Origin of the sequence: Streptomyces sp. 2-1 (genome assembly GCF_048564895.1) — a bacterium.
Lineage (GTDB): Bacteria > Actinomycetota > Actinomycetes > Streptomycetales > Streptomycetaceae > Streptomyces > Streptomyces phaeochromogenes.
In genome coordinates this window covers 4,810,186-4,835,409 of the sequence record NZ_CP183383.1, presented here as the reverse complement: position 1 = coordinate 4,835,409, position 25,224 = coordinate 4,810,186, and the positions used below count along the sequence as shown (strand labels likewise).

18 protein-coding genes and 1 riboswitch are annotated in these 25,224 nt (G+C 69.5%); of the genes, 14 read left to right on the top strand and 4 right to left on the bottom strand.

Features of this window, described 5'->3' with window-relative positions:
* The first annotated feature begins 7 nt into the window (after nt 1–7).
* From nuoE to recQ, 11 genes are all read left to right on the top strand, one after another.
* The gene (gene nuoE / locus ACN20J_RS21220; protein WP_189844612.1) at nt 8–832 is read left to right on the top strand and encodes an NADH-quinone oxidoreductase subunit NuoE; all 825 of its coding nucleotides are present in this window, start codon (nt 8–10) and stop codon (nt 830–832) included.
* The gene (gene nuoF, locus ACN20J_RS21215) at nt 832–2,214 is read left to right on the top strand and encodes an NADH-quinone oxidoreductase subunit NuoF (RefSeq protein WP_189844570.1); all 1,383 of its coding nucleotides are present in this window, start codon (nt 832–834) and stop codon (nt 2,212–2,214) included. The genes nuoE and nuoF overlap by 1 nt, the downstream gene beginning before the upstream one ends.
* Nucleotides 2,211–4,715, top strand: coding sequence for an NADH-quinone oxidoreductase subunit G (locus tag ACN20J_RS21210; RefSeq protein WP_419666523.1), 2,505 nt, complete (start codon nt 2,211–2,213; stop codon nt 4,713–4,715). The genes nuoF and ACN20J_RS21210 overlap by 4 nt, the downstream gene beginning before the upstream one ends.
* On the top strand, nt 4,712–6,100 hold the full coding sequence (nuoH, locus tag ACN20J_RS21205; RefSeq protein ID WP_307523718.1) for an NADH-quinone oxidoreductase subunit NuoH: 1,389 nt from the start codon (nt 4,712–4,714) through the stop codon (nt 6,098–6,100). Before ACN20J_RS21210 ends, nuoH begins: the two co-directional genes overlap by 4 nt.
* The gene (gene nuoI / locus ACN20J_RS21200; RefSeq protein ID WP_269649260.1) at nt 6,093–6,722 is read left to right on the top strand and encodes an NADH-quinone oxidoreductase subunit NuoI; all 630 of its coding nucleotides are present in this window, start codon (nt 6,093–6,095) and stop codon (nt 6,720–6,722) included. Before nuoH ends, nuoI begins: the two co-directional genes overlap by 8 nt.
* A complete protein-coding gene (locus tag ACN20J_RS21195; RefSeq protein ID WP_419666522.1) occupies nt 6,719–7,561 on the top strand; it encodes an NADH-quinone oxidoreductase subunit J in 843 nt (280 codons plus the stop codon). Before nuoI ends, ACN20J_RS21195 begins: the two co-directional genes overlap by 4 nt.
* The gene (gene nuoK / locus ACN20J_RS21190; RefSeq protein WP_003974374.1) at nt 7,558–7,857 is read left to right on the top strand and encodes an NADH-quinone oxidoreductase subunit NuoK; all 300 of its coding nucleotides are present in this window, start codon (nt 7,558–7,560) and stop codon (nt 7,855–7,857) included. The genes ACN20J_RS21195 and nuoK overlap by 4 nt, the downstream gene beginning before the upstream one ends.
* A gap of 14 nt (nt 7,858–7,871) precedes the next feature.
* Nucleotides 7,872–9,767, top strand: coding sequence for an NADH-quinone oxidoreductase subunit L (gene nuoL / locus ACN20J_RS21185; RefSeq protein WP_190231044.1), 1,896 nt, complete (start codon nt 7,872–7,874; stop codon nt 9,765–9,767).
* A gap of 5 nt (nt 9,768–9,772) precedes the next feature.
* A complete protein-coding gene (locus ACN20J_RS21180) occupies nt 9,773–11,344 on the top strand; it encodes an NADH-quinone oxidoreductase subunit M (protein WP_189844565.1) in 1,572 nt (523 codons plus the stop codon).
* Entirely contained in the window at nt 11,341–12,990 is a 1,650-nt protein-coding gene (gene nuoN, locus ACN20J_RS21175) for an NADH-quinone oxidoreductase subunit NuoN (RefSeq protein ID WP_189844564.1), read from the top strand. The genes ACN20J_RS21180 and nuoN overlap by 4 nt, the downstream gene beginning before the upstream one ends.
* A gap of 190 nt (nt 12,991–13,180) precedes the next feature.
* Nucleotides 13,181–15,271: a DNA helicase RecQ gene (recQ, locus tag ACN20J_RS21170; protein ID WP_419668921.1), complete on the top strand. Its 2,091-nt coding sequence runs from the start codon at nt 13,181–13,183 to the stop codon at nt 15,269–15,271.
* Between the two features lie 221 nt (nt 15,272–15,492).
* On the opposite strand, the gene fahA is transcribed toward recQ, so the two are convergent.
* Nucleotides 15,493–16,740 carry a fumarylacetoacetase gene (gene fahA / locus ACN20J_RS21165; protein ID WP_419666521.1) on the bottom strand — a complete coding sequence of 416 codons (1,248 nt, stop codon included), beginning with the start codon at nt 16,738–16,740 and terminating at the stop codon, nt 15,493–15,495.
* Nucleotides 16,741–16,932: 192 nt separating this feature from the next.
* Between fahA and ACN20J_RS21160 the strand changes: the two genes are divergently transcribed.
* The 3 genes from ACN20J_RS21160 (at nt 16,933) to ACN20J_RS21150 (ending at nt 20,727) form a co-directional block, all read left to right on the top strand.
* The gene (locus ACN20J_RS21160; protein ID WP_419666520.1) at nt 16,933–18,198 is read left to right on the top strand and encodes an ATP-grasp domain-containing protein; all 1,266 of its coding nucleotides are present in this window, start codon (nt 16,933–16,935) and stop codon (nt 18,196–18,198) included.
* 136 nt (nt 18,199–18,334) lie between these two features.
* The gene (locus tag ACN20J_RS21155) at nt 18,335–19,600 is read left to right on the top strand and encodes an NAD(P)-binding domain-containing protein (protein ID WP_364186307.1); all 1,266 of its coding nucleotides are present in this window, start codon (nt 18,335–18,337) and stop codon (nt 19,598–19,600) included.
* Nucleotides 19,601–19,911: 311 nt separating this feature from the next.
* Nucleotides 19,912–20,727, top strand: coding sequence for an HAD family hydrolase (locus tag ACN20J_RS21150; protein WP_189844561.1), 816 nt, complete (start codon nt 19,912–19,914; stop codon nt 20,725–20,727).
* Nucleotides 20,728–20,876: 149 nt separating this feature from the next.
* Here ACN20J_RS21150 and ACN20J_RS21145 read toward each other — a convergent pair whose 3' ends face one another.
* The 3 genes from ACN20J_RS21145 to ACN20J_RS21135 form a co-directional block, all read right to left on the bottom strand.
* Nucleotides 20,877–21,629 (bottom strand): transglycosylase SLT domain-containing protein, encoded by a 753-nt coding sequence (locus ACN20J_RS21145; RefSeq protein ID WP_419666519.1) that lies wholly within the window; start codon nt 21,627–21,629, stop codon nt 20,877–20,879.
* 3 nt (nt 21,630–21,632) lie between these two features.
* Nucleotides 21,633–21,797: riboswitch (cyclic di-AMP (ydaO/yuaA leader) on the bottom strand.
* A gap of 358 nt (nt 21,798–22,155) precedes the next feature.
* On the bottom strand, nt 22,156–23,076 hold the full coding sequence (locus ACN20J_RS21140; RefSeq protein WP_419666518.1) for a DUF5959 family protein: 921 nt from the start codon (nt 23,074–23,076) through the stop codon (nt 22,156–22,158).
* Between the two features lie 127 nt (nt 23,077–23,203).
* A complete protein-coding gene (locus tag ACN20J_RS21135) occupies nt 23,204–25,198 on the bottom strand; it encodes a CocE/NonD family hydrolase (protein ID WP_419666517.1) in 1,995 nt (664 codons plus the stop codon).
* Nucleotides 25,199–25,224: the final 26 nt, after the last annotated feature.

Genomic DNA, 25,224 nt, shown 5'->3' with positions numbered 1-25,224 from the left:
CCTGGGCATGCCCCAACTGCCCGCGCCCGACTACCCGGACGACGTTCGAGCCAGGCTGGAGGCGGACGCGCGCGAGATCATCGCCCGCTACCCGGACTCCCGGTCCGCCCTCCTGCCGTTGCTGCATCTCGTGCAGTCGGAGGAGGGCCACGTCACGCGCACCGGGCAGCGGTTCTGCGCGGAGATGCTCGACCTGACCACGGCCGAGGTCACCGCGGTCGCGACCTTCTACTCGATGTACCGGCGCAAGCCGAGCGGTGACTACCAGGTGGGCGTCTGCACCAACACCCTGTGCGCGGTCATGGGCGGTGACGCGATCTTCGAGTCCCTCCAGGACCACCTCGGTGTCGGCAACGGCGAGACCACCGACGACGGCCTGGTCACCCTGGAGCACATCGAGTGCAACGCGGCCTGCGACTTCGCGCCGGTCGTGATGGTCAACTGGGAGTTCTTCGACAACCAGACCGTGGCGAGCGCGAAGCGCCTCGTCGACGACCTGCGCGCGGGAACACAGGTCGAGCCGACGCGCGGTGCCCCCCTGTGCACCTTCAAGGACACCGCCCGCATCCTGGCGGGCTTCCCCGACGAGCGCGAGGGCGCGGTCGAGGCGAGCGGCGGCGCCGGCCCCGCTTCGCTGATCGGGCTCCGGCTGGCCAAGGGGGAGACGGGCCCCGCGCGTGTGGTGCATCCGCGAGGGTCCGGCGCTCCCCAGGACGCGCCGCCGCACGACCCGTCCCCGTCCGAGCACCTCAGTTCGCACGACGCACCGCAGGACACGTCGGCCTCCGACCCGTCCCACCCGGCCGGGCCCACTGCCGAGGAGGGGGAGTGATGACCTTGTCCACTCAATACGGGGGCACCTCCCAGCCGGAGGCCGGCGGAGAGACGAGCCCCGAGAAGCTGCTCTCACCGGTGCTGTCCGCCTTCTGGGACGAGGACAAGTCCTGGTCGCTGGACGTCTACCGGAGGCACGACGGGTACGAGGGCCTGCGCAAGGCGCTCGCGATGTCGCCGGACGACCTCATCGCGTATGTGAAGGACTCCGGTCTGCGCGGCCGTGGCGGCGCGGGATTCCCCACCGGAATGAAGTGGCAGTTCATTCCCCAGGGTGATGGAAAGCCTCACTATCTAGTTGTCAACGCCGACGAATCGGAGCCGGGCACCTGTAAGGACATCCCGCTTCTCTTCGCGAACCCGCACAGCCTCATTGAGGGCATTGTCATCGCCTGTTATGCGATCCGGTCGTCGCATGCATTCATCTATCTGCGTGGTGAAGTCGTCCCCGTGCTCAGGCGGTTGCACGAGGCCGTACGCGAGGCCTATGCGGCGGGCTACCTCGGCGAGAACATCCTGGGCAGCGGACTGGATCTCCAGCTCACCGTGCACGCGGGCGCGGGCGCGTACATCTGCGGTGAGGAGACCGCGCTGCTCGACTCGCTCGAAGGCCGCCGTGGACAGCCGCGACTTCGTCCCCCTTTCCCTGCCGTCGCGGGCCTCTATGCGTGTCCGACTGTTGTGAATAACGTCGAGTCCATCGCGTCGGTTCCCGCGATTCTCCACAAGGGCAAGGAATGGTTCCGGTCGATGGGAAGCGAGAAGTCCCCGGGCTTCACGCTCTACTCCCTCAGCGGCCATGTCACCAGCCCCGGCCAGTACGAGGCCCCGCTCGGCATCACACTCCGTCAGCTCCTCGACATGAGCGGCGGCATCCGGAAGGGACACCGCCTCAAGTTCTGGACGCCGGGCGGCTCCTCCACCCCGATGTTCACCGACGAGCACCTCGACGTCCCTCTTGACTACGAAGGAGTGGGCGCCGCGGGTTCCATGCTCGGCACAAAAGCACTCCAGTGCTTCGACGAGACGACCTGCGTCGTCCGTGCGGTCACGCGGTGGACCGAGTTCTACGCCCACGAGTCCTGCGGCAAGTGCACGCCCTGCCGCGAAGGGACGTACTGGCTCGTGCAGTTGCTGCGCGACATCGAGGCCGGCAAGGGCGTCATGTCCGACCTCGACAAGCTGAACGACATCGCCGACAACATCAACGGCAAGTCCTTCTGCGCCCTCGGCGACGGTGCCGCCTCGCCGATCTTCTCCTCGCTCAAGTACTTCCGCGCGGAGTACGAGGAGCACATCAACGGCCGGGGCTGCCCCTTCGACCCCGCCAAGTCGACGGCCTGGGCCGACAAGGAAAAGCACACGGAGGTGAACGCATGACGGTAACCACGAGCGCTCCCTCCGGAGGCGGGGAGGCGGCGGTTCCGCCGGAGGATCTCGTCTCGCTGACCATCGACGGCGTCGAGATCAGCGTGCCCAAGGGCACCCTGGTCATCCGCGCGGCCGAACAGCTCGGCATCGAGATCCCCCGCTTCTGCGACCATCCGCTCCTCGACCCGGCCGGTGCCTGCCGTCAGTGCATCGTCGATGTCGAGGGCCAGCGCAAGCCCATGGCGTCCTGCACGATCACCTGCACGGACGGGATGGTCGTCAAGACCCACCTCACCTCTCCTGCCGCCGAGAAGGCCCAGAAGGGTGTGATGGAGCTCCTGCTCATCAACCACCCGCTGGACTGCCCGGTCTGCGACAAGGGCGGCGAGTGCCCCCTGCAGAACCAGGCCATGTCGCACGGCCACTCCGAGTCCCGCTTCGAGGGCAAGAAGCGCACCTACGAGAAGCCCGTGCCGATCTCCACCCAGGTGCTGCTCGACCGCGAGCGGTGCGTGCTGTGCGCCCGCTGCACCCGGTTCTCCAACCAGATCGCCGGCGACCCGATGATCGAGCTGATCGAGCGGGGCGCGCTCCAGCAGGTCGGCACCGGTGAGGGCGACCCCTTCGAGTCGTACTTCTCCGGGAACACGATCCAGATCTGCCCGGTCGGCGCGCTGACCTCGGCGGCGTACCGCTTCCGCTCCCGGCCCTTCGACCTCGTCTCCTCGCACTCGGTGTGCGAGCACTGCTCCGGCGGCTGCGCGACCCGCACCGACCACCGGCGCGGCAAGGTCATGCGGCGCCTCGCCTCCCCGGACCCCGAGGTCAACGAGGAGTGGCTCTGCGACAAGGGGCGGTTCGGCTTCCGCTACGCCCAGCAGAGGGACCGGCTGCAGACCCCCCTGGTGCGCGGCGAGTCCGGTGAGCTGGAGCCCGCTTCCTGGCCGGAGGCCCTGGAGGCCGCGGCCCAGGGGCTGCTGGCCGCCCGCTCCCGGGCCGGTGTCCTGACCGGCGGCCGGCTGACCGTCGAGGACGCCTACGCGTACAGCAAGTTCGCGCGCGTGGCCCTCGACACGAACGACATCGACTTCCGCGCGCGCGTGCACAGCGGCGAGGAGGCCGACTTCCTGGCCGCCCGGGTCGCCGGACGCGGACGGGACCTCGACGGTACGGGCGTCACGTACACCGCACTGGAGAAGGCACCCGCCGTCCTGCTCGCCGGATTCGAGTCCGAGGAGGAGGCGCCCGGTGTCTTCCTGAGGCTGCGCAAGGCCTGGCGGGGACACGGGCAGAAGACCTTCTCGCTGGCCACGCACGCCACCCGCGGCCTGGACAAGGCGGGCGGGACGCTGCTGCCGGCCGCCCCCGGCACCGAGACCGAGTGGCTGGACGCGCTCGCCTCCGGGGCCGGCCTGGAGGGCGACGGGGCGAAGGCCGCCGAGGCCCTGCGCGCCGAGGGCGCCGTGATCGTCGTCGGCGAGCGGCTGGCCGCCGTGGCCGGCGGGCTCACCGCCGCCGTACGGGCCGCCACCGCGACCGGCGCCCAACTGGTGTGGATCCCGCGCCGGGCCGGGGAGCGCGGCGCGATCGAGGCGGGGGCGCTGCCCTCGCTGCTGCCCGGCGGACGCCCGGCCACCGACCCGCGCGCGCGGGACGAGGTCACGCTGGCCTGGGGACTCGCCGCTCTGCCGCACCGCCACGGCCGTGACACCGCACAGATCGTCGAGGCCGCCGCCACCGGCGAGCTCTCCGCGCTCGTCGTGGCGGGCGTCGAGGTCGCCGACCTCCCCGACCCGGCACGCGCGCGTGAAGCACTTTCCGCGGTGGGCTTCCTGGTGTCGCTCGAACTGCGCCCCAGTGAGGTCACCGAGCACGCGGACGTCGTCTTCCCGGTGGCCGCGGTCGCCGAGAAGGCGGGCACCTTCCTCAACTGGGAAGGCCGCGCACGCCTCTTCGAGTCCGCGCTCAAGCCCGAGCAGCTGACCCGACGGCTGTCGCCCACCGACGGGCGCGTCCTGCAGATGCTGGCCGACGCCATGGACGTACACCTGGGGCTGCCGGACCTGCGCACCGCGCGCGTGGAGCTGGACCGGCTCGGCACCTGGGACGGGGCGCGGGCCACCGAACCCGTGGACACCGCGGCCGTGCTGCCGCGGCCCGCCTCGGGGGAGGCCGTGCTCGCCGGACACCGGCTGCTGCTCGACCAGGGCCGTCTCCAGGAGGGCGACGAGGCACTCGCCGGGACGCGGCACGCCGCACACGCGCGCGTGTCGGCCGCCACGGCCGCCGAGGCGGGCGTCAAGAACGGCGACCTGCTCGCCGTGACCGGCCCCTCCGGAGTGGTCGAACTTCCCCTGCAGATCACCGAGATGCCCGACCGCGTGGTCTGGCTCCCGCTGAACTCCGCCGGGGGAGGCGTCGCCTCGGACACGGGCGCGCTGCCCGGCGCACTCGTCCGCATCGGCCCGGCGACGCTCGCCGCCGAGACCCCCAAGGAGGTGGAGGCATGACCGGAAACCTCGCCGCGCCCGTGTACCTGGCCGCGGAGGACCTCTCCATGTTCGGCCGCGACCCCTGGTGGCTCGTCGTCATCAAGGCGGTCTTCTGCTTCGCCTTCCTGATGATCACCGTGCTGTTCTCCATCGTGTGGGAGCGCAAGGTCGTCGCCTGGATGCAGCTGCGCATCGGCCCCAACCGGCACGGCCCCTGGGGCATGCTCCAGTCGCTCGCCGACGGCATCAAGCTGATGCTCAAGGAAGACCTGATCGTCAAGCGCGCCGACAAGGTCGTCTACATCCTCGCGCCGATCGTGGCGGCCATCCCGGCCTTCATGGCGATCGCCGTGATCCCCTTCGGGCCGGCCGACAACCAGATCTCGATCTTCGGTCAGCGCACCACGATGCAGCTCACCGACCTGCCGATCGCGATGCTCTACATCCTCGCGGTCGCCTCGGTGGGCATCTACGGGATCGTGCTCGCGGGCTGGTCCTCCGGGTCGACGTATCCGCTCCTCGGCGGTCTGCGCTCCTGTGCGCAGATGATCTCGTACGAGATCGCCATGGGCGCCGCGTTCGCGTCGGTGTTCCTGTACTCCGGCTCGATGTCGACCTCGGAGATCGTCGCCCAGCAGCAGGACCGCTGGTACATCATCCTGCTGCCGGTGTCGTTCCTGATCTACATCGTGACGATGGTCGGCGAGACCAACCGCGCCCCCTTCGACATGCCTGAGTCCGAGGGCGACCTGGTCGGCGGCTTCAACACCGAGTACTCGTCCATCAAGTTCGCGCTGTTCATGCTCGCCGAGTACGTGAACATGGTGACCGTCTCGGCGGTCTCCGTGACGCTCTTCCTGGGCGGCTGGCGGGCCCCCTGGCCGGTCAGCACCTTCTGGGAAGGTGCGAACCACGGCTGGTGGCCGATGCTCTGGTTCGTCATCAAGGTGCAACTGCTGCTGTTCTTCTTCATCTGGCTGCGCGGCACGCTGCCCCGCGTCCGCTACGACCAGCTGATGAAGCTCGGCTGGAAGGTCCTCATCCCGGTCTCCGTGGTCTGGCTGATGTGCGTCGCGACCGTACGGACCCTGCGGAACGAGAACTACGACTTCGCCGACATCGCCCTGTACGTGGCGGGCGCGGTCCTTGTGCTGCTGTTGCTCTCCTTCATCGCCGACATGTACCGCGACCGCAAGGACGCCCAGGAGACGCCGGACGAACCCGTTGCCTTCGACCCGATGGCGGGCGGATTCCCCGTACCGCCGCTGCCCGGACAGGAGCTGCCGCCGGTGCCCCGGCGACGTCCGCGCCGGGAGCGGGAGTTGATTGTCAGTGGCGGCGTGAATACTGACAGTGACGGAATCGATGGACCTCGTGACGGAAAGGAGGCGTCCGATGGCTGATGAGCAGAAGGAGACCAAACCCGGTTTCCAGAATCCCGTCGCAGGCTTCGGCGTGACCTTCAAGGCCATGTTCAAGAAGCGGCTGACCGAGCAGTATCCGGAGCAGCAGAAGACCACCGCCCCGCGGTTCCACGGCCGGCACCAGCTCAACCGCCATCCGGACGGCCTGGAGAAGTGCATCGGCTGCGAGCTGTGCGCCTGGGCCTGTCCCGCGGACGCCATCTATGTGGAGGGCGCGGAGAACACCGAGGAGGAGCGCTACTCCCCGGGCGAGCGGTACGGCCGCGTCTACCAGATCAACTACGCCCGCTGCATCCTGTGCGGCCTGTGCATCGAGGCGTGCCCCACGCGCGCGTTGACGATGACGAACGAGTTCGAGCTGGCCGACAGCAGCCGCGCCAACCTCATCTACACCAAGGAGCAGCTGCTCGCCGGTCTCGAGGAGGGCATGGTCGAGTCACCGCACTCGATCTTCCCCGGCATGGACGAGGGCGACTACTACCGGGGCCTGGTCACGGAGGCCGCGCCCGGCACGGTGCCCCAGGTGGCCGTCTCCAAGGGAGAGCTGCATCCGATGGCAGGCCCTTCGGGCGCGGCCGAGGAAGAGGGGGCGGACGCATGAGCGCGCAACTCGCCGCCCACTCCACCTCCCTCGCGGCCTACTCGACGTCCACCGGCGAGGCCTTCCAGTTCTGGATCCTCGGCTCCGTCGCGGTGATCGGCGCCCTGTGCACCGTCTTCATGAAGAAGGCCGTGCACAGCGCGCTCTGCCTCGCCGGGACCATGATCATCCTGGCGGTGTTCTACCTCGCCAACGGCGCGTACTTCCTGGGCATCGTCCAGGTCGTCGTCTACACCGGCGCGATCATGATGCTGTTCCTCTTCGTGGTCATGCTCGTCGGTGTCACCGCGGCGGACTCCCTGAAGGAGACCATCAAGGGCCAGCGCTGGCTGGCCCTCCTGTGCGGCCTCGGCTTCGGGATCCTGCTCTGCGCGGGCATCGGCAACGCGTCGCTGTCGGAGTTCAACGGGCTGGCCCAGGCCAACTCCGGTGGCAACGTGGAGGGTCTGGCCGCCCTCATCTTCACGAAGTACGTCTTCGCCTTCGAGATCACCGGCGCCCTGCTCATCACGGCCGCCGTCGGCGCCATGGTGCTCACCCACCGCGAGCGCACCGAGCGGGCCAAGACCCAGCGCGAACTGGCCGGGGAGCGCGTGCGGGCGAACAAGCAGCTCCCGCCGCTGCCCGCCCCCGGCGTCTACGCCCGGCACAACGCGGTGGACATCGCCGGCCTCCTGCCGGACGGCACCCCGTCCGAGCTCACCGTCATCAAGACACTGCGTGACCGCGGCCAGATCCGTGACGTGTCGGACGAGGCGATCAAGGACCTCAAGGCCCTTGAGCAGCGCTCCGAGGAGCGGCTCGGCCGCGAAGAGCGGGAAGAGGAGGCCGCGAAGTGAACCCCGTCAACTACCTCTACCTCGCCGCCCTGTTGTTCACGATCGGCGCCACCGGCGTCCTGATCAGGCGCAACGCGATCGTGGTGTTCATGTGCATCGAGCTCATGCTCAACGCCTGCAACCTCGCGTTCGTCGCCTTCTCCCGGATGCACGGCAATCTCGACGGCCAGATCATCGCCTTCTTCACGATGGTCGTCGCCGCCGCGGAGGTCGTGGTCGGGCTCGCGATCATCGTGTCGCTGTTCCGTTCCCGCCACTCGGCCTCGGTCGACGACGCCAGCCTGATGAAGCTGTAAGGGGTCGCTGAATCGTGGAGAACCTGATTGCGCTGCTTGTGGCGGCGCCTCTGCTCGGAGCGGCCGTACTGCTGTGCGGTGGCCGACGACTGGACGCCGTCGGCCACCTGATCGGTACGGCTCTCGCGTCCGTCTCCTTCGTGATCGGCGCGATCCTCTTCGCCGACATGCTGGGCAAGGACGCCGAACACCGGGCCATGGCCCAGCACCTGTTCAGCTGGATCCCCGTAGAGGGCTTCCAGGCTGACGTGGCCTTCCAGCTCGACCAGTTGTCGATGACGTTCGTGCTGCTGATCACGGGCGTCGGCTCGCTGATCCACCTGTACTCGATCGGGTACATGGAGCACGACGAGCGGCGCCGCCGCTTCTTCGGCTATCTGAACCTGTTCCTCGCGGCGATGCTCCTGCTCGTCCTCGCGGACAACTACCTGCTGCTGTACGTCGGCTGGGAGGGCGTCGGCCTCGCCTCGTACCTCCTGATCGGCTTCTGGCAGCACAAGCCCAGCGCCGCCACCGCCGCGAAGAAGGCCTTCCTGGTCAACCGCGTCGGCGACATGGGCCTGTCGATCGCGATCATGCTGATGTTCACCACCTTCGGGACCTTCGCCTTCGGGCCGGTCCTGGAGGCCACCGGTGAGACCGGCGAGGGCAAACTGACCGCCATCGCCCTGATGCTGCTGCTCGCCGCCTGCGGCAAGTCCGCCCAGGTGCCGCTGCAGTCCTGGCTCGGGGACGCGATGGAGGGCCCGACCCCGGTCTCGGCCCTCATCCACGCCGCGACGATGGTGACCGCGGGCGTGTACCTGATCGTCCGCTCTGCCGACATCTTCAACGCCGCGCCGGACGCCCAGCTCGTGACCACCGTGGTCGGAGCGGTCACGCTCCTCTTCGGTGCGATCGTCGGTTGCGCCAAGGACGACATCAAGAAGGCGCTCGCCGGTTCGACCATGTCGCAGATCGGCTACATGATCCTCGCGGCGGGCCTCGGCCCCATCGGCTACGTCTTCGCGATCATGCACCTGGTGACGCACGGCTTCTTCAAGGCCGGGCTCTTCCTCGGCGCCGGTTCGGTCATGCACGGCATGAACGACGAGGTCGACATGAGGAAGTACGGCGGCCTCAGGAAGTACATGCCGGTCACCTTCGTGACGTTCGGCCTCGGCTACCTGGCCATCATCGGCTTCCCGGGCCTGTCCGGCTTCTTCTCCAAGGACAAGATCATCGAGGCGGCCTTCGCCAAGGGCGGCACCGAGGGCTGGATCCTTGGCAGCGTGGCCCTGCTCGGCGCGGCCATCACCGCGTACTACATGACGCGCGTGATGCTGATGACCTTCTTCGGAGAGAAGCGCTGGCAGCCCGACGAGAACGGCCACGAGCCGCACCCGCACGAGTCCCCCAGGTCCATGACGATCCCGATGATCGTGCTGGCCTTCGGATCGGTCTTCGCGGGCGGGTTCTTCAGCATCGGCGAGCGCTTCGTGCACTGGCTGGAGCCCGTCACCGAGTTCGAGCACGGTCACCCGCCGGTCAGCGCGACGACGGTCACGCTCGCCACCATGGTCGTGCTCGTCATCGGCGTCGCTCTCGCCTACGTCCAGTACGGGCGCCGTCCCGTCCCGGTGGTCGCCCCGCGCGGCTCCCTGCTCACCCGGGCCGCCCGGCGCGACCTCCTCCAGGACGACTTCAACCACGTCGTCCTCGTACGCGGCGGAGAGCACCTCACGCGCTCCCTGGTGTACGTCGACCACACCCTGGTCGACGGGGTCGTCAACGGCACGGCGGCCTCGATGGGCGGCCTCTCCGGACGGCTCCGCAAGCTGCAGAACGGCTACGCGCGGTCGTACGCGGTCTCCATGTTCGGCGGTGCTGCGATCCTCATCGCCGCGACCCTGTTGATGAGGGCGGTCTGATACCGATGTCCTTTCCTCTGCTGACAGCGACGGCGGTGCTCCCGGCGATCGGGGCCATCGCCACGGCCGCCGTGCCGGCCGCGCGCCGCACCGCCGCCAAGTGGCTGGCGCTGACCGTCTCGCTCGCCACCCTGGTACTCGCCCTGGTCGTCCTGATCCGCTTCGACCCGGACGGCGACCGCTACCAGCTCACCGAATCGCACGCCTGGATCGCGGACTTCGGGGTGAAGTACGAACTGGGCGTGGACGGCATCGGGGTGGCGCTGGTCGCGCTGACCGCGCTGCTGATCCCGTTCGTGATCCTCGCGGGCTGGCACGACGCCGACCCGCTGGAGACCAACAGCAGCCGCTGGCGGCCGACCCAGGGCTTCTTCGCCCTGATCCTCGCCGTCGAGGCGATGGTGATCATCTCCTTCGAGGCCACCGACGTCTTCCTCTTCTACATCTTCTTCGAAGCCATGCTCATCCCGATGTACTTCCTCATCGGCGGCTTCGGCGACCGAGCCCACGCGGGCTCGGACGAGCACGCGGCGGCCCAGCGCTCGTACGCCGCGGTGAAGTTCCTCCTCTACAACCTGGTCGGCGGCCTGATCATGCTGGCCGCCGTGATCGGTCTCTACGTAGTGGCGGGAAACTTCTCGCTCCAGGAGATCGCCGAGGCCCGGGCCAACGGCACGCTGGACATGGCGACCAACACCGAGCGATGGCTCTTCCTGGGCTTCTTCTTCGCCTTCGCGGTGAAGGCGCCCCTGTGGCCGCTGCACACCTGGCTGCCCAACGCGATGGGGGAGGCCACCGCCCCGGTCGCCGTCCTGATCACGGCGGTGGTCGACAAGGTCGGCACCTTCGCGATGCTCCGCTTCTGCCTCCAGCTCTTCCCGGAGGCCTCGAAGTGGGCGACGCCGGTCATCCTCGTACTCGCCCTGATCAGCATCATCTACGGGGCGCTGCTCGCGGTGGGCCAGCGCGACATCAAGCGGCTGGTGGCGTACGCGTCGATCTCCCACTTCGGGTTCATCATCATGGGCATCTTCGCCATGACGAGCCAGGGCCAGTCGGGCGCGACGCTCTACATGGTCAACCACGGGATCTCGACCGCCGCGCTGATGCTGGTGGCCGGCTTCCTGATCTCGCGGCGCGGCTCGCGTCTGATCGCCGACTACGGAGGGGTGCAGAAAGTCGCGCCGGTGCTCGCCGGCACGTTCCTGATCGGCAGCCTCGCGACGCTGTCCCTGCCGGGGCTCGCGCCGTTCGTGAGTGAGTTCCTGGTCCTGGTCGGCACGTTCACGCGCTACCCGGCCATCGGGATCATCGCCACCTTCGGCATCGTCCTCGCCGCGCTCTACACGCTCGTGCTCTACCAGCGGACGATGACCGGCCCGGTGAAACCCGAGGTCTCCGCGATGCCCGACCTCCGGGTGCGGGAACTCGTGGTGGTCACCCCGCTGATCGCCCTGCTGATCTTCCTCGGCGTCTACCCGAAGCCGATCACCGACATCGTCAACCCGGCGGTCAAGCAGACCATGTCCGACGTACAGAAGAAGGACCCCCAGCCCGAGGTGGAGGCGGCCCCGTGAGCGCTACAGCCGTCCACAGCCTGTGGACAATGGCGGCCGACCCGATCGACAAGATCGACGCGCCGAAGATCGAATACGGGCAATTGTCGCCCACCCTGATCGTCATCGGTGCGGCGATCATCGGGATCCTGGTCGAGGCCTTCGTGCCCCGGAAGTCCCGCTACTACGTCCAGGTGTTCGTGTCCGTCGTCGCCCTCGCCGCCGCCTTCGCCGCGGTCGTGGGACTGGCGGCCGGCGGATACGGCACCACGAAGGCCGGTATCGCCGCGATGGGCGCCATCGCGGTCGACGGGCCCGCGCTGTTCCTGCAGGGCACGATCCTGCTGGCCGGTGTGCTCGGCGTGTTCACGTTCGCCGAGCGACGTCTGGACCCGGTCGCGCACGGCAACCGCGTCGACTCCTTCGCCGCGCAGGCCGCGTCCGTGCCGGGCAGCGACAGCGAGCAGGCCGCGGTCAAGGCCGGGTTCGCCACCACCGAGGTGTTCCCGCTGCTGCTCTTCGCGATCGGCGGCATGCTCGTCTTCCCGGCGGCGAACGACCTGCTGACGCTGTTCATCGCCCTGGAAGTCTTCTCGCTGCCGCTCTATCTGCTCTGTGCCGTGGCCCGCCGCAAGCGGATCATGTCGCAGGAGGCCGCGGTCAAGTACTTCCTGCTCGGCGCCTTCGCCTCCGCGTTCACCCTCTTCGGCATCGCCCTGCTGTACGGCTACGCCGGTTCGGTGTCGTACGCGACGATCGCGCAGGTCGTCGACGGCACCATCGGGACGGTGAACCCGGCACTCGCCGACACCATGGGCAACGACGCGCTGCTGCTCATCGGCGCCGCGATGGTCGTCATGGGCCTGCTCTTCAAGGTCGGCGCCGTGCCGTTCCACATGTGGACCCCGGATGTCTACCAGGGCGCGCCGACCCCGGTCACCGGCTTCATGGCCGCCGCGACCAAGGTGGCCGCCTTCGGCGCGCTGCTGCGGCTGCTGTACGTCGTGCTGCCGGGCCTGCGCTGGGACTGGCGTCCGGTGATGATGGGCGTCGCGGTCGTCACCATGCTGGGCGGTGCGATCGTCGCGATCACCCAGACCGACATCAAGCGGCTCCTCGCGTACTCGTCGATCGCGCACGCGGGATTCATCCTCGCGGGTGTCATCGCGACCACGCCGGACGGTGTCTCGTCGGTGCTCTTCTACCTGGGCGCGTACTCGTTCGTGACGATCGGCGCGTTCGCGGTGGTCACCCTCGTACGGGACGCGGGCGGCGAGGCCACGCACCTGTCCAAGTGGGCCGGTCTCGGACGCAGGTCACCGCTGGTGGCCGCCGTGTTCGCGGTCTTCCTGCTGGCCTTCGCGGGCATCCCGCTGACCTCCGGCTTCGCCGGGAAGTTCGCCGTGTTCAAGGCGGCGGCCGAGGGCGGCGCGGGCGCGCTGGTCGTGGTCGGTGTGATCTCGTCGGCCATCGCGGCGTTCTTCTACATCCGCGTGATCGTGCTGATGTTCTTCAGCGAGCCGCGTCCGGAGGGACCGACGGTCGCCGTGCCGTCGCCGCTCACGATGACGGCGATCGGGGTGGGAGTGGCGGTCACGCTGGTACTGGGTGTGGCGCCGCAGTACTTCCTCGACCTGGCTGGTCAGGCGGGCGTGTTCGTTCGCTGACCTGGTGCTCTTCGGGCCCCGGTTCCTTTGGGAGCCGGGGCCCGAAGTGTTTTCGGCCGCGGGGCGACGGACGTATGACGGACGTATTCGGCAGAACCTTCGGCGCAGCCTGTGGATAACTCTGAGGCTGTCGGTGCGGACCCCTATCGTGGGGGCAGTGGTCGAGGCACGACGTACGGGGGACGGGACGATGGGCGGGACGGGTGTGATGACAGAGGTGGCGGAGAGCGAAGCGCTCGGCACGCTCCATCGGGTCTTCGGTTACGAGGCCTTCCGAGGCGAGCAGGAAGCCGTCATCGAGCATGTGGTGAGCGGCGGGGACGCGGTCGTCCTCATGCCCACGGGCGGCGGAAAGTCGCTCTGCTACCAGATTCCGGCCCTGGTCAGACCGGGCACGGGCGTCGTGGTCTCACCCCTCATCGCACTGATGCAGGACCAGGTGGACGCGCTGCGGGCGCTCGGCGTGCGCGCCGGGTTCATGAACTCCACGCAGGACTTCTCCGAGCGGCGAACCGTCGAGGCCGAGTTCCTCGCGGGCGAGCTCGACGTGATCTACCTCGCGCCGGAGCGGCTGCGTCTGGAGTCCACGCTCGACCTCCTCAAGCGCGGCAAGATCTCCGTCTTCGCGATCGACGAGGCGCACTGCGTGTCGCAGTGGGGCCACGACTTCCGCCCCGACTACCTCTCGCTCTCCCTGCTCGGCGAGCGCTGGCCCGACGTACCGCGGATCGCGCTCACCGCGACGGCCACGCACGCCACGCACAAGGAGATCACCCAGCGCCTGGGCATGCCGGACGCCCGTCACTTCGTGGCGAGCTTCGACCGGCCCAACATCCAGTACCGGATCGTCCCGAAGGCCGACCCGAAGAAGCAGCTCCTGTCCTTCCTGAAGGAGGAGCACGCGGGCGACGCGGGCATCGTGTACTGCCTGTCGCGCAACTCGGTCGAGAAGACGGCCGAGTTCCTCGCCCGCAACGGCATCGCGGCAGTGCCGTACCACGCGGGTCTGGACTCCGGCACGCGCGCCGCCCACCAGTCGCGGTTCCTCCGCGAGGACGGCCTGGTCGTGTGCGCGACCATCGCCTTCGGCATGGGCATCGACAAGCCGGACGTCCGGTTCGTCGCCCACCTCGACCTGCCGAAGTCGGTCGAGGGCTACTACCAGGAGACGGGCCGCGCCGGCCGAGACGGACTGCCCTCCACGGCATGGATGGCCTACGGCCTGAACGACGTCATACAACAGCGCAAGATGATCCAGTCGAGCGAGGGCGACGAGGCGTTCCGGCGCCGGGCGGCCTCACATCTCGACGCGATGCTCGCCCTGTGCGAGACGGCCCAGTGCCGGCGCGGCCAGCTGCTCGCCTACTTCGGCCAGGACCCGGAGGCCCCGGCCTGCGGGAACTGCGACACGTGCCTGCTCCCGCCCGAGACCTGGGACGGCACGGTCGCGGCCCAGAAGGTGCTGTCCACGGTGGTGCGGCTGCAGCGTGAGCGGGGGCAGAAGTTCGGGGCGATCCAGATCGTCGACATCCTGCTCGGGCGCAGGAGCGCCAAGGTCATCCAGTTCGACCACGACCAGCTGTCCGTGTTCGGCATCGGCGAGGAGCTGGCCGAGGGCGAATGGCGCGGTGTCGTCCGGCAGTTGCTGGCCCAGGGGCTCCTCGCGGTCGAGGGTGAGTACGGCACGCTGGTGCTGACCGAGGCGAGCGGGACCGTGCTGCGGCGCGAGCGGGAGGTGCCGCTGCGCAAGGAGCCGCCGAAGCCGGTGGCTTCCCGTTCCTCGTCCTCCTCGTCCGGTTCCGGCCGGAGCGAGCGCAAGGCCAAGGCGGCAGCCGCGGCGGCCGAGCTCTCTCCGGCGCTGCTCCCCGCCTTCGAGGCCCTGCGCGCCTGGCGTGCAGGCCAGGCCAAGGAGCAGGGCGTCCCGGCGTACGTCATCTTCCACGACGCCACGCTGCGGGAGATCGCCACGGTGTGGCCCGGCTCCGTCGCGGAGCTGGGCGGGATCAGCGGGATCGGCGAGAAGAAGCTCGCGACGTACGGGGAGGGCGTGATCGGGGTGCTTGCTTCCCTGGAGCGGCCTTCCGGTTCTGGTTCCGGTTCTGACTCCGGTTCTGGTTCCGGCTCGGGCTCTGCTTCCGGTTCGGGCTCTGGCTCTGGGCGAGCGGCGGGCTCGGGAAGAGGCGAGAGGTCGGTTCCGGTGCCTCGGAGCGACGACGACCCCGGGTTCTACTGGCCCGACATGGAAGAGGGGCCTGAGCCGGAGCCGGAGGACTGGATATAGGTCCAGGGCCGGCTACCAGCCGGGCTCGGTTCGGCCGGGCTCGGTCCGGTTCGGCCTGGTGGGCGGTGCGATGGATGCGCGCTTCCGCACCGCCCATCCGCACCGCCCATGGCCTGGCCGCGAGCGTCAGACCGTGCGTGAGGCGTACGCACTGACGTCCGGGTCCGCGTCCGAGTCCGTCGAGCCCTGCCGGTCTGCCCCCGCCGGTCGGCGGGCGGCTGCTACGCGCCCGGTGTGATCCGTCCCGTCACCTCGCCCAGGCCCACCCGGGTCCCGTCCGGTCCCGGTGCCCATGCGGTCAGGGTCACCACGTCGCCGTCCTCCAGGAACGTCCGCTTGCCGTCCGGCAGTTCGAGGGTGTCGCGCCCGTTCCAGGTCAGCTCCAGGAGCGAGCCCCGCTGGTCGTCCGAGGCCCCGCTCACGGTGCCCGACCCGTACAGATCACCCGTGCGCAGCGACGCGCCGTTCACCGTCATGTGGGCCAGCTGCTGGGCGGCCGTCCAGTACATCGTCGAGAAGGGAGGCTCGGAGACGACATGGCCGTTGACGGCGACGGAGATGCGCAGGTCATAGCCGCCGGGGTCCTCCGAGGCGTCGTCGGAGTCGTCCAGATACGGCAGCAGCGGATGCGTACGCGTCGGGGGTGCGACCCGGGCGTCGTCCAGGGCGTCGAGCGGTGTGATCCAGGCCGACACCGAGGTGGCGAAGGACTTGCCGAGGAACGGGCCGAGGGGGACGTACTCCCAGGCCTGGAGGTCGCGGGCTGACCAGTCGTTGAGGAGGCAGAGCCCGAAGACGTGGTCGCGGAAGTCGCTCAGCGGGACGGCCGTGCCCATCGGCGAGGGCGTGCCGACCACGAAGCCGACCTCCGCCTCGATGTCCAGCCGGACGGACGGCCCGAAGACCGGCGCCGGGTCGGCCGGGGCCTTGCGCTGGCCCGAGGGGCGTACGACCTCGGTCCCGGAGACCACGACGGTGCCCGACCTGCCGTGGTAACCGATCGGCAGATGCTTCCAGTTGGGGGTGAGGGAGTCCTCGGCGTCGGGGCGGAAGATCTGGCCGACGTTCCGGGCGTGGTTCTCGGAGGCGTAGAAGTCGACGTAGTCGGCGACCTCGAAGGGGAGGTGGAGAGAAACCTCGGAAAGCGGGTGGAGCAGGGGCGCGATCGTCTCGCGGTGGGCCGGCACCGTCACCCACGCCGTGATCGCGCGCCGCACGTCCGACCATGCCGTGCGGCCGGCCGCGAGCAGTGGGTTCAGCGAGGGACGGGCGAGCAGCGCGGCGTACGGGGAGCCGAGTTCCACGGCCGCGGCCCCCGCGTCCAGCACGTGGTCGCCCAGCCGAACGCCCACGCTCCGCCGGCCGGAGTCGCCGTCGGGCCTGCTGTCGGAGCCGTCGAGGGAGAACACGCCGTACGGAAGATTGTGCGGGCCGAAGGGATCGCCCTCGGTGACATCGAAGGGGGGCATCGGGTACTGCCTCGCTTTCCGTGTGGGTGCAGCACACGTTACGGGGGAGTCGGCGCTCTTGGGCAGTGTCTAAAGAGTTCGCAATGTCCCATTAGGGGTGGGGTCGGAGTAGTTGATTCCGGCTTAGCGTCCTTTCGGGGGGCGCGGACGGGGTGGGTCCGGGTCCAGTGGGAGGGACACGTGGGGGGACCCGTGGCCAGACGTTTCTCAGGCGTGCCGTTCGGCGCGGACCGGGATGTTCCGGGCCTGATCGTGAAGTTCGGCGACTACCCGCTGCACCACGGCGGAGTAGGCGCGATCCGCAGCCTCGGGCGCCTGGGCGTACCGATGTACGCGATTACGGAGGACCGGTACACGCCCGCCGCGGCCTCGCGGCATCTGCGGCAGGCGTTCGTCTGGCCGACCACGGGGACGGAGCGGCCGGAGCGGCTCGTCGAGGGACTGCTGCGCGTGGGGCGCCGGATCGGCCGGCCCACCGTGCTGATCCCGACCGACGAGGAGGCCGCGGTGCTGATCGCCGAGCATCAGGCGGAGCTCGCGGACCGCTTCCTGTTCCCCAGAGTGGAGGCCGTCCTTCCGCGCCGGCTCGCCAGCAAGCAGGGACTGCACGAACTCTGCCTGGAGCACGGCATACCCAGCCCGGAGTCCGCCTGCCCGGAGTCGTACGAGGAGATCGAGGACTTCGCGGCCAAGGCGGTCTTCCCGCTCGTGGCCAAGAACCGCGAGGCCTTCGTGCGCCGCGCGCGACCGGCCGTGAACGGGACGACCCGGATCGCGACCCGCGAGGGGTTGCTCGCGCTCGCGCGCGACTGGGGCGAGCACCCCGGGGTGATCCTCCAGGAGTACCTGCCCAGGGAGGACGCCGAGGACTGGATCGTGCACGCGTACTTCGACGCGAACTCGACGCCGCTCGCGATGTTCACCGGCGTCAAGGTCCGCTCCTGGCCGCCGCACGCGGGGATGACGGCGAACGCGTACGTGGTCGACAATCCGGAACTCGCGGACATCGCCGCACGTTTCATCAAACAGATCGGCTTCAGTGGCGTCATCGACCTCGACCTGCGTTTCGACCGGCGCGACGGCCAGTACAAACTGCTCGACTTCAACCCGCGGATGGGCGCGCAGTTCCGGCTCTTCGAGAACGAGTCGGGGATCGACGTCGTCCGTGCCATGCATCTGGATCTGACCGGCCGCACCGTTCCGGAGGGGGAACAGCTCGCGGGCCGGCGGTACATCGTGGAGAACATCGACCTGCCCGCCCTGCTCGCGTACCGCCGCAGCGGCTACACGACACCGCACGCCCCGGCCCACGCGAGCGGCACGGAGCTGGCGTGGCTGGCGGCAGACGACCTGCGGCCGTTCTTCACCATGCTCGCTCGCTTCGTACGGCCCGGAGTGAAGCACATGTACCAGCTGTGGCGGACCAACCGCCGGAGCACCCGTCCGAGCACGGGGTGAGGGCCCGCCCGAGCACGAGCCAGCAGTACGAAGGGCCAGCAGTACGAAGGGCCAGCAGTACGACGAGCCAGTACTACACAGCACCTGTTGGTGCTGACCACGAAGTGACGAAGCAGCGTCCTGGGGAGGGGACTTCGTGATGGAGACGGTGGCAGTGATCGGTGCCGGGCCCTTCGGCCTGTCCACCGCCGCGCATCTGCGAGCGCGCGGCATTCCGGTACGGGTGTTCGGTGAGCCCATGGTGAGCTGGCGTGCGCACATGCCTGAGGGGATGCTGCTGAAGTCGACCCCGGCCGCCTCGAACATCGACGCCCCGCAGCGCGGGCACGACCTCGTCGACTACTGCGACGCGGCCGGCATCCGGCGACTCGTCACGGACGAGGACATCGTTCCGGTCGAGACGTTCGTCGCCTACGGGGAGTGGTTCCGGCAGAAGCTCGTGCCGGACCTGGAGCGGGTGCGCGTCGTCTCGGTCGACCGGCTGGGTGATCAGGGGAATGCCGGGCAGGGCGGTCGGAGCGGCTCGGTGGGCTCCGGTGGCTCGGGTGGCTCGGGTGGCTTCGAACTCAAGCTGGACTCCGGGGAGTTGTTCACCGCGCGGGCGGTCGTCGTCGCGACCGGGCTGTCCGGGCTGGCGTATCTGCCGCCCGAGCTGGCCGCTGCCGCACCCGACGGACCGACCCCCACGGGGCCCGTCTCGCACAGCTCGCAGCTCCACGACCTGTCCCGGTTCTCCGGCAAGGAGCTGATCGTCGTGGGCGCGGGCCAGTCCGCCCTGGAGACGGCGGCGCTCGCGGCGGAGGCGGGCGCGCAGGTGCGCGTGGTGGCGCGCGGCAAGGGCTCGGTCGCCTTCGGCGCGCCCCCGTGGACACAGCCGAGGCTGCGCCCCGAGTCGCCCTTCGGCCGGGCCTGGTCGCTGTGGGCGCTCAGCTACTACCCCCACCCGTACCGCCATCTGCCGCCGCAGGCCCGGCACTTCCTCGTCCGCCGGGTGCTCGGCCCGCTCGGGGCCTGGTGGCTGCGGGAGCGGTTCGAGGGGAAGGTGCAGGTGAGCGAGGTGTCGCGGATCGTCCGCTCCGGATCGGCGGGCGGCCACCCGTCCCTCGCCGTCCAGAACCTCGACGGACGCGTCGAGGAACTCTCCGCGGACCATGTCGTCGCCGCGACCGGATACCGCGTCGACCTCGCCGCGATGGACTTCCTCGGGCACGAACTGCGTACGGAGCTGGCGGTGAGCCGGGGGACGCCGAAGCTGGGCGCCGGGTTCAGTTCCTCCGTACCGGGGCTGTACTTCACGGGGCTGCCGGCGGCGGCTTCGTACGGGCCCGTGATGCGGTTCGTGTGCGGCACGGAGTTCGCCTCACCGAGGCTGGTCCGGCATCTGGTGGGGGCGCGCGGCTGAACGGAACCTCCGGTTCGTGCGCGTACGCATCAACGCGTCGCCGAAGCCGTCGAGCGGCGCGAAGACCGCGCGCGAGCCGTGTCCACGGGACGGGGCCGGGCACGGGGAGATGCGGCCCGGGGAAGGGCGACGGGCCGGTTGACCGGGGGCGGGGGAGCGGGCAGGGCATGGCCAACTGCTCCTCCTCGCCCGCGATTTGCCTCCGCGCGGCCGACGGATGGTGCCTGTGACGACCTCTGTGCCTGACGAGATACCGGACGACGTCCGGTTCCCGTCGAGTCGTTGGGGCGTTCGATCCGTATTCTCTGATCATGGCCGCACCGATCGCATATTCACTCATCGCCACTGACCTGGACGGGACGTTGTTGCGAGGCGACGACACCCTTTCGGACAGGTCACGCGCCGCGCTGGCGATGGCAATCGGGAGAGGTGCCAGGCACCTCGTGGTGACGGGGCGCCCGGCACCACGCGTACGCCCCCTGCTGGACGAACTGGGCAGCCAGGGACTGGCGGTGTGCGGTCAGGGAGCGCAGCTGTACGACGCCGGCGCCGAGCGCATGGTCTGGTCGGTCACCCTCGACCGCGAGCTGGCCGAGACGGCGCTCGGCAAGATCGAGGCGGAGGTCGGGGACGTGTACGCCGCCGTCGACCAGGACGGGGTCGACGGACTCACGCTCATCGAGCCGGGGTACGAGATGCCCCACCCCACGCTCCCCGCGGTACGGGTCCTGCGTCGCGACGACCTCTGGACGGAACCCATCAGCAAGGTGCTGCTGCGCCATCCCCTGCTGTCCGACGACGAGTTGGCGTCCGCGGCCCGCGGAGCGGTCGGTTCCCTCGCCACGGTCACGATGTCCGGCCCCGGCACAGTCGAACTCCAGCCATGTGGCGTGACCAAGGCGACGGGGCTCGCCCTGGCGGCCGAACACCTCGGCCTCACTCCCGCCACCACGATCGCCTTCGGTGACATGCCCAACGACATCCCGATGTTCGACTGGGCGGCCCACGGCGTCGCGATGGCCAACGCCCACCCCGAACTCCAGGCGGTGGCCGACGAGGTGACCCTGTCGAACGAGGAGGACGGGATCGCGGTGGTGCTGGAGCGGCTCTTCGGGCCGCGGCCCTAGTTCTGCGTCAGGGTTCTGCGTCAGGAGAAAGCCGGGCGGCCCGCGGAGAGGTCGGTCTCCCTCGCCGCGGGCCGCCCGGCATCAGCACGTCCGGCACCAGCACGTCCGGATCAGCACGTCCGGCACCGGTCGGACCGGTACCCGCCCGCTCAGTACGCCCCGAAGACGTTGTCGATCGAGCCGTACCTCGCGGCGGCGTAGTTGCACGCCGCCGTGATGTTGGCGACCGGGTCGAAGGGGTCCATCGAGGTGCCGGCCACGTGGTAGGCGTTGAAGGTCGGGTCGATGGTCTGGAGGAGGCCCTTCGACGGCGTGCCGGCCGCGGCGTTGGAGTCCCAGTTGTTCATGGCCTGCGGGTTGCCCGACGACTCGCGCATGACGTTGCGGTAGATGCCGTCGTACGACCCCGGGATGCCCTGCTGGGCCATGATGTCCAGCGACTCCCTGATCCAGCCGTCGAGGTCGTTCGTGTACGTCTTCGCGGCGGCGGGGGTGACGGCGGACGCGGTGGAGGCCTTCGTCGCGGTGGCCGTCTTCGCGGAGGTCTGGGCGTTCTTCGTGCCGACCGTCAGCTTGAGGCCCGGGCGGATGACCGCCGGGTCGTCGCCGATGACCGCGCGGTTGGCCTTGTACAGGTTCTGCCAGCCGCCGCTCGTGGAGTGCTTCTTGGCGATCTTGGTCAGGGTGTCGCCCGAGACCACCTTGTACGTGACGAGCGAGACCTGCGGGACCGCGGCCGGTGCGACCTGGGGGGCCTGTGCGGCCTGCGTCGGCTGTGCGGCGTGGGCGCCGGCGGCCCCCACGATGGGGAGCGCGAGCGCGGCTCCGCCGGTTCCCGCGGCGACGATGCCACGCGTGAGGGTGTTCATTCGGGGGCGGCGGTGCTTGCCTCGTGCGGCCATGGCGCGTTTCCTCTCCGACGCCTGCGAGGTGAGCTGTCGGGTTCGGGCGGGAGCTGCCCGGCCGCATGCTGCACGCGGCTTCACCCCGAGCCGTTCCGGAATCCGGACCGGCGGCCTACCTGGGTCCCCCGCTCCTGCCGTACGCGAGTGAATGGGTGGTTGGGATCTCCGGGCGGCGGCAGGATTAGGCGGTCCATCCGGAGTGACGTGAACGTATGCGAGAGCACATGCCGTGAACAAGCCCAGAATTCACATGGCGATGTGATTTGCCTGTTCGGGACGGATGGGAATTCTTGATCCATTCGGAAGGTGAAGTTCAACTTGCTTTGAGCAAAGGTGAATCGACCGAAGCGGCAAAGTGACCGTCCCGGGCGGACGTGACCCAATTCACGTACGCAGGTGGGGAATTAGGTGCGCCATGTGTCTAATTGGGGCAAGTCGGGCGGAGTCTGGATGCCCGCCCAGTCGGCATAAGGTGCTACTTGTCCGTAAACGTTCCCCTAGTGCTCTTCGGGGCTCCGGAGAGTCAGTCTTCCGGGTTCCAGAGAGTGAGAACGTCACGAAGTTTCTGCTGATGGCTGTCGATCCAGTTCCGGGGAAGATCGACGGGAACGCACACGGTGGCCATGGAAATCGTGTCGTCCTCCACGATCACTTCGGGGCAATCCCGTTCTCCCGTGAGCCGAATGGAAATCGACGGGCCTCGCTCCACCGTCATCCACGCGATGTCCTCACCGCGGTCGAATGCGGCGTCCAGGGCATGCCCCCAGGCCTCAAGTCGGCGGCGCCACAGAGAGAGTTCGAGGCGGCCACGCACGAAAGGCGTCTCCACGACGATCTCGGCCGCGAGGCCCGCCACCATTCGCGGATGCCGGCCGAGGACCGTGATCCTGACCGAGTTGCCCTCCTCGTCGGCGAGGAGCGCGAGGTCCGTCGGGCCGGTGCGGTGGTCGGCCGGGAGGTCGGCGTCGCAGAGGGAACAGACGAAATGGGCGTCCTGTACGGAGTTCCACTCGGCGCAGGACGGGCAGCGGCGGTAGACGATCGGGTGGGTGTAGCCGCCGGTGTCGGCGGCGGAGCGGTCGATGCCCGCGTGGGTGAGGGCCGCCGCGAGCGACCGCCACGACTCGGGGTCGGGGCAGTAGCCGGTGGACTGGTTGCTCGCGTACGTGACCGCCCAGCCGGACGAGGTCCTCGCGAAGCCCAACTCCCCGGCGGCGCGCACCGGTTTCCCGTCCGCGCAGGCCACGTGCTCGGAGCGGCGTGGGGCCAGGCGCAGGGTCAGGGAGGCGTCGACGACGAAGGTGAAGGGCTCGGCGAGTTCGTCGGCGGGGCGGGCGGACAGGAAGGTGTCGAGGTCGGCCGGGTTCCGGATCCGGGCGCCGCCCCCGCCGGGCCGGACGGCCGCCGCTATGTCCGCAGGACCCACATAGGCGTACGCGGTCATGGGGTCTCATCACACGCTTTTGCGCTCGTGGGGCTCGCACACGCGCTTGCGGGCGCGGGGCTCGCATACGCCTTCGCCGTCGCGGGGCCCACGTGCGCGTTCGCCTTCATGCGGGGAGCGTACGAGCTCACCCCGCCGTCCGCGGAATCCTTTTCTCCCAGGTGCGGTGGAACACCACCTCGTCACCGTTCTTGCAGATCACCTCGTTCGAGGTGATGAAGTCCGCCTCGTCGCAGGTGGTTTCGGAGTGCGCCTCGACGCTCGCGTCCCACGGCAGGTCAGGCCGGTGCAGCCGGACGAACCAGTCCGAGTGGGCGCGGGCCGACAGCGGGTCCGATTCGACGATCGTGTACGTGTCCAGGGCTTCCTCGGTGAATTCGAGGCCGTCGGGATACACCCGGGTGCCTCCGTAGCGAGGGTCCACCTCCAGGCGCCACTCGCCCTTGGCGACATCGCGGACGACGAGGCGCTCGGGGCGCGGCTCGTCCAGTGTCGCGGGGAAGTTGACCCCCATGGGCTCCGCCTGCTCCGGCTCCTCGAAGGAGATGGACGGGTCCGACTGCTGTGCGCGGAGCGGGAGTTCCAGCACGCTCCCCGAAGGGGTGAGGGTGAAGCCCGCCTCCGAACCCGGCTGGGGCCAGATCCACGGCCAGTACGCGGAGGAGACGGCGAGACGGACGCGATGGCCCGGAGGGAAGGCGTGGCCGATGGCGTTCAGGTCGAGAACCACATCCTCCGTAGAGCCCGGTTTCCAGGGAACCACCTGGTCGCGGCCATGACGGGCTGACAGGTTCAGGACGCCCCGGGTGACGAGGGTCGAGGAGCCGTCGGGGGCCACGTCGCAGATTCGGGCCACTACTTGTCCACGCGTCGCCTCCGTAGTGAGCCTCAACCTCACCCGCGGGCGGCCCAGTACCCAGATCTCCTCCGGGACCTCGAAGTCGAAGCACGCCGACCTCGCGTCCTCGTCCCGCTGGTCGGGCGGCAGGTCCGCGTCGTTGCCGAAGGGGAAGAAGCGGCCCGCGTCCACCCCCGTGTGCTGAGGCGACCGCACCACCACGGGCTCGCCCTGAAGGACGTACGTCACCGGGGCCACCAGGGGAGAGGGCCAGGCCGGATCGCCGACCCAGCGGCCCGGCAGCGTCGGGTACACCGTGGCGGGCGGGTGGGAGTCGCTGACGTACGAGCGCAGGAGCGGCTCGGACATGATCCCGGTCTCCGTGCCCTTGAGCCAGTGGTCCCACCAGCGCAGCGTTTCCTGGAGGAAGCCGATCGCGGGGCCGGGCGGCAGCCCCCGGTCGGGGTACTGGTGCGACCACGGCCCGACGATCCCCCGTACGCGGTCCGCCGGGAGGTGTTCCACCAGGCGCAGGACCGCGTCCCGGTACGGGTCGTGCCAGCCGCCGACCGCGAGCACCGCCGCCCGGACCGCCGAGTAGTCCTCGCACACGCTGCCGCGGCGCCAGTGGTCGTCCCTCGTCTGGTGCGCCAGCCAGGTGTGCAGGAACGGATCGACGGTCTCCAGACGTTTCACCCACAGGTCGTGCCAGACCTCGCCCGCGTACAGCGGATCCGGCGGGCGGGAGACGAACGCGAGCATGGTCGCCGCCCACGCGTGCATGTCGACGGCGAGCACGGAACCACCCATGTAGTGCACGTCGTTGTCATAGCGGTCGTCCGTCGAGCAGACGGTGACCACCGCCTTGAGCGGCTCGGGCGCGAGGGCCGCGATCTGGAGGGAGTTGAAGCCGCCCCAGGAGATGCCGAACATGCCGACCTTGCCCGAGCACCAGGGCTGGGCGGCGAGCCAGTTGACGACCTCGACCCCGTCGGCCAGCTCCGTCGCCGAGTACTCGTCGCCGGGCATGCCCTCGGAGTTGCCGTGCCCGCGGATGTCCACGCGTACGGAGGCGTAGCCGTGCCCCGCGTACCAGGGGTGGCGCTGCCAGTCGCGCGGGGCCGTCCAGTCGGTCAGGCGGTAGGGCAGGTATTCGAGCAGGGTCGGTACGGGTTCGTCGGTGAGCGGGCGCCACACGCGCGCGTAGAGCTTGGTTCCGTCCGGGAGGGGAACGCGGAGATCCTCGTGAGCCGTCTCGTAGGGGAAGGACGTACGGATGCGCATGGCGGTGACCTCCAGGGCCTGTGGGG

Coding starts and splice junctions, on each gene's coding strand:
- nuoE (WP_189844612.1), top strand. CDS start 8: ATGCCCCAACTGCCCGCGCCCGACTACCCGGACGACGTTCGAGCCAGG.
- nuoF (WP_189844570.1), top strand. CDS start 832: ATGACCTTGTCCACTCAATACGGGGGCACCTCCCAGCCGGAGGCCGGC.
- ACN20J_RS21210 (WP_419666523.1), top strand. CDS start 2,211: ATGACGGTAACCACGAGCGCTCCCTCCGGAGGCGGGGAGGCGGCGGTT.
- nuoH (WP_307523718.1), top strand. CDS start 4,712: ATGACCGGAAACCTCGCCGCGCCCGTGTACCTGGCCGCGGAGGACCTC.
- nuoI (WP_269649260.1), top strand. CDS start 6,093: ATGGCTGATGAGCAGAAGGAGACCAAACCCGGTTTCCAGAATCCCGTC.
- ACN20J_RS21195 (WP_419666522.1), top strand. CDS start 6,719: ATGAGCGCGCAACTCGCCGCCCACTCCACCTCCCTCGCGGCCTACTCG.
- ACN20J_RS21180 (WP_189844565.1), top strand. CDS start 9,773: ATGTCCTTTCCTCTGCTGACAGCGACGGCGGTGCTCCCGGCGATCGGG.
- recQ (WP_419668921.1), top strand. CDS start 13,181: ATGGGCGGGACGGGTGTGATGACAGAGGTGGCGGAGAGCGAAGCGCTC.
- fahA (WP_419666521.1), bottom strand. CDS start 16,740: ATGCCCCCCTTCGATGTCACCGAGGGCGATCCCTTCGGCCCGCACAAT.
- ACN20J_RS21150 (WP_189844561.1), top strand. CDS start 19,912: ATGGCCGCACCGATCGCATATTCACTCATCGCCACTGACCTGGACGGG.
- ACN20J_RS21145 (WP_419666519.1), bottom strand. CDS start 21,629: ATGGCCGCACGAGGCAAGCACCGCCGCCCCCGAATGAACACCCTCACG.
- ACN20J_RS21140 (WP_419666518.1), bottom strand. CDS start 23,076: ATGACCGCGTACGCCTATGTGGGTCCTGCGGACATAGCGGCGGCCGTC.
- ACN20J_RS21135 (WP_419666517.1), bottom strand. CDS start 25,198: ATGCGCATCCGTACGTCCTTCCCCTACGAGACGGCTCACGAGGATCTC.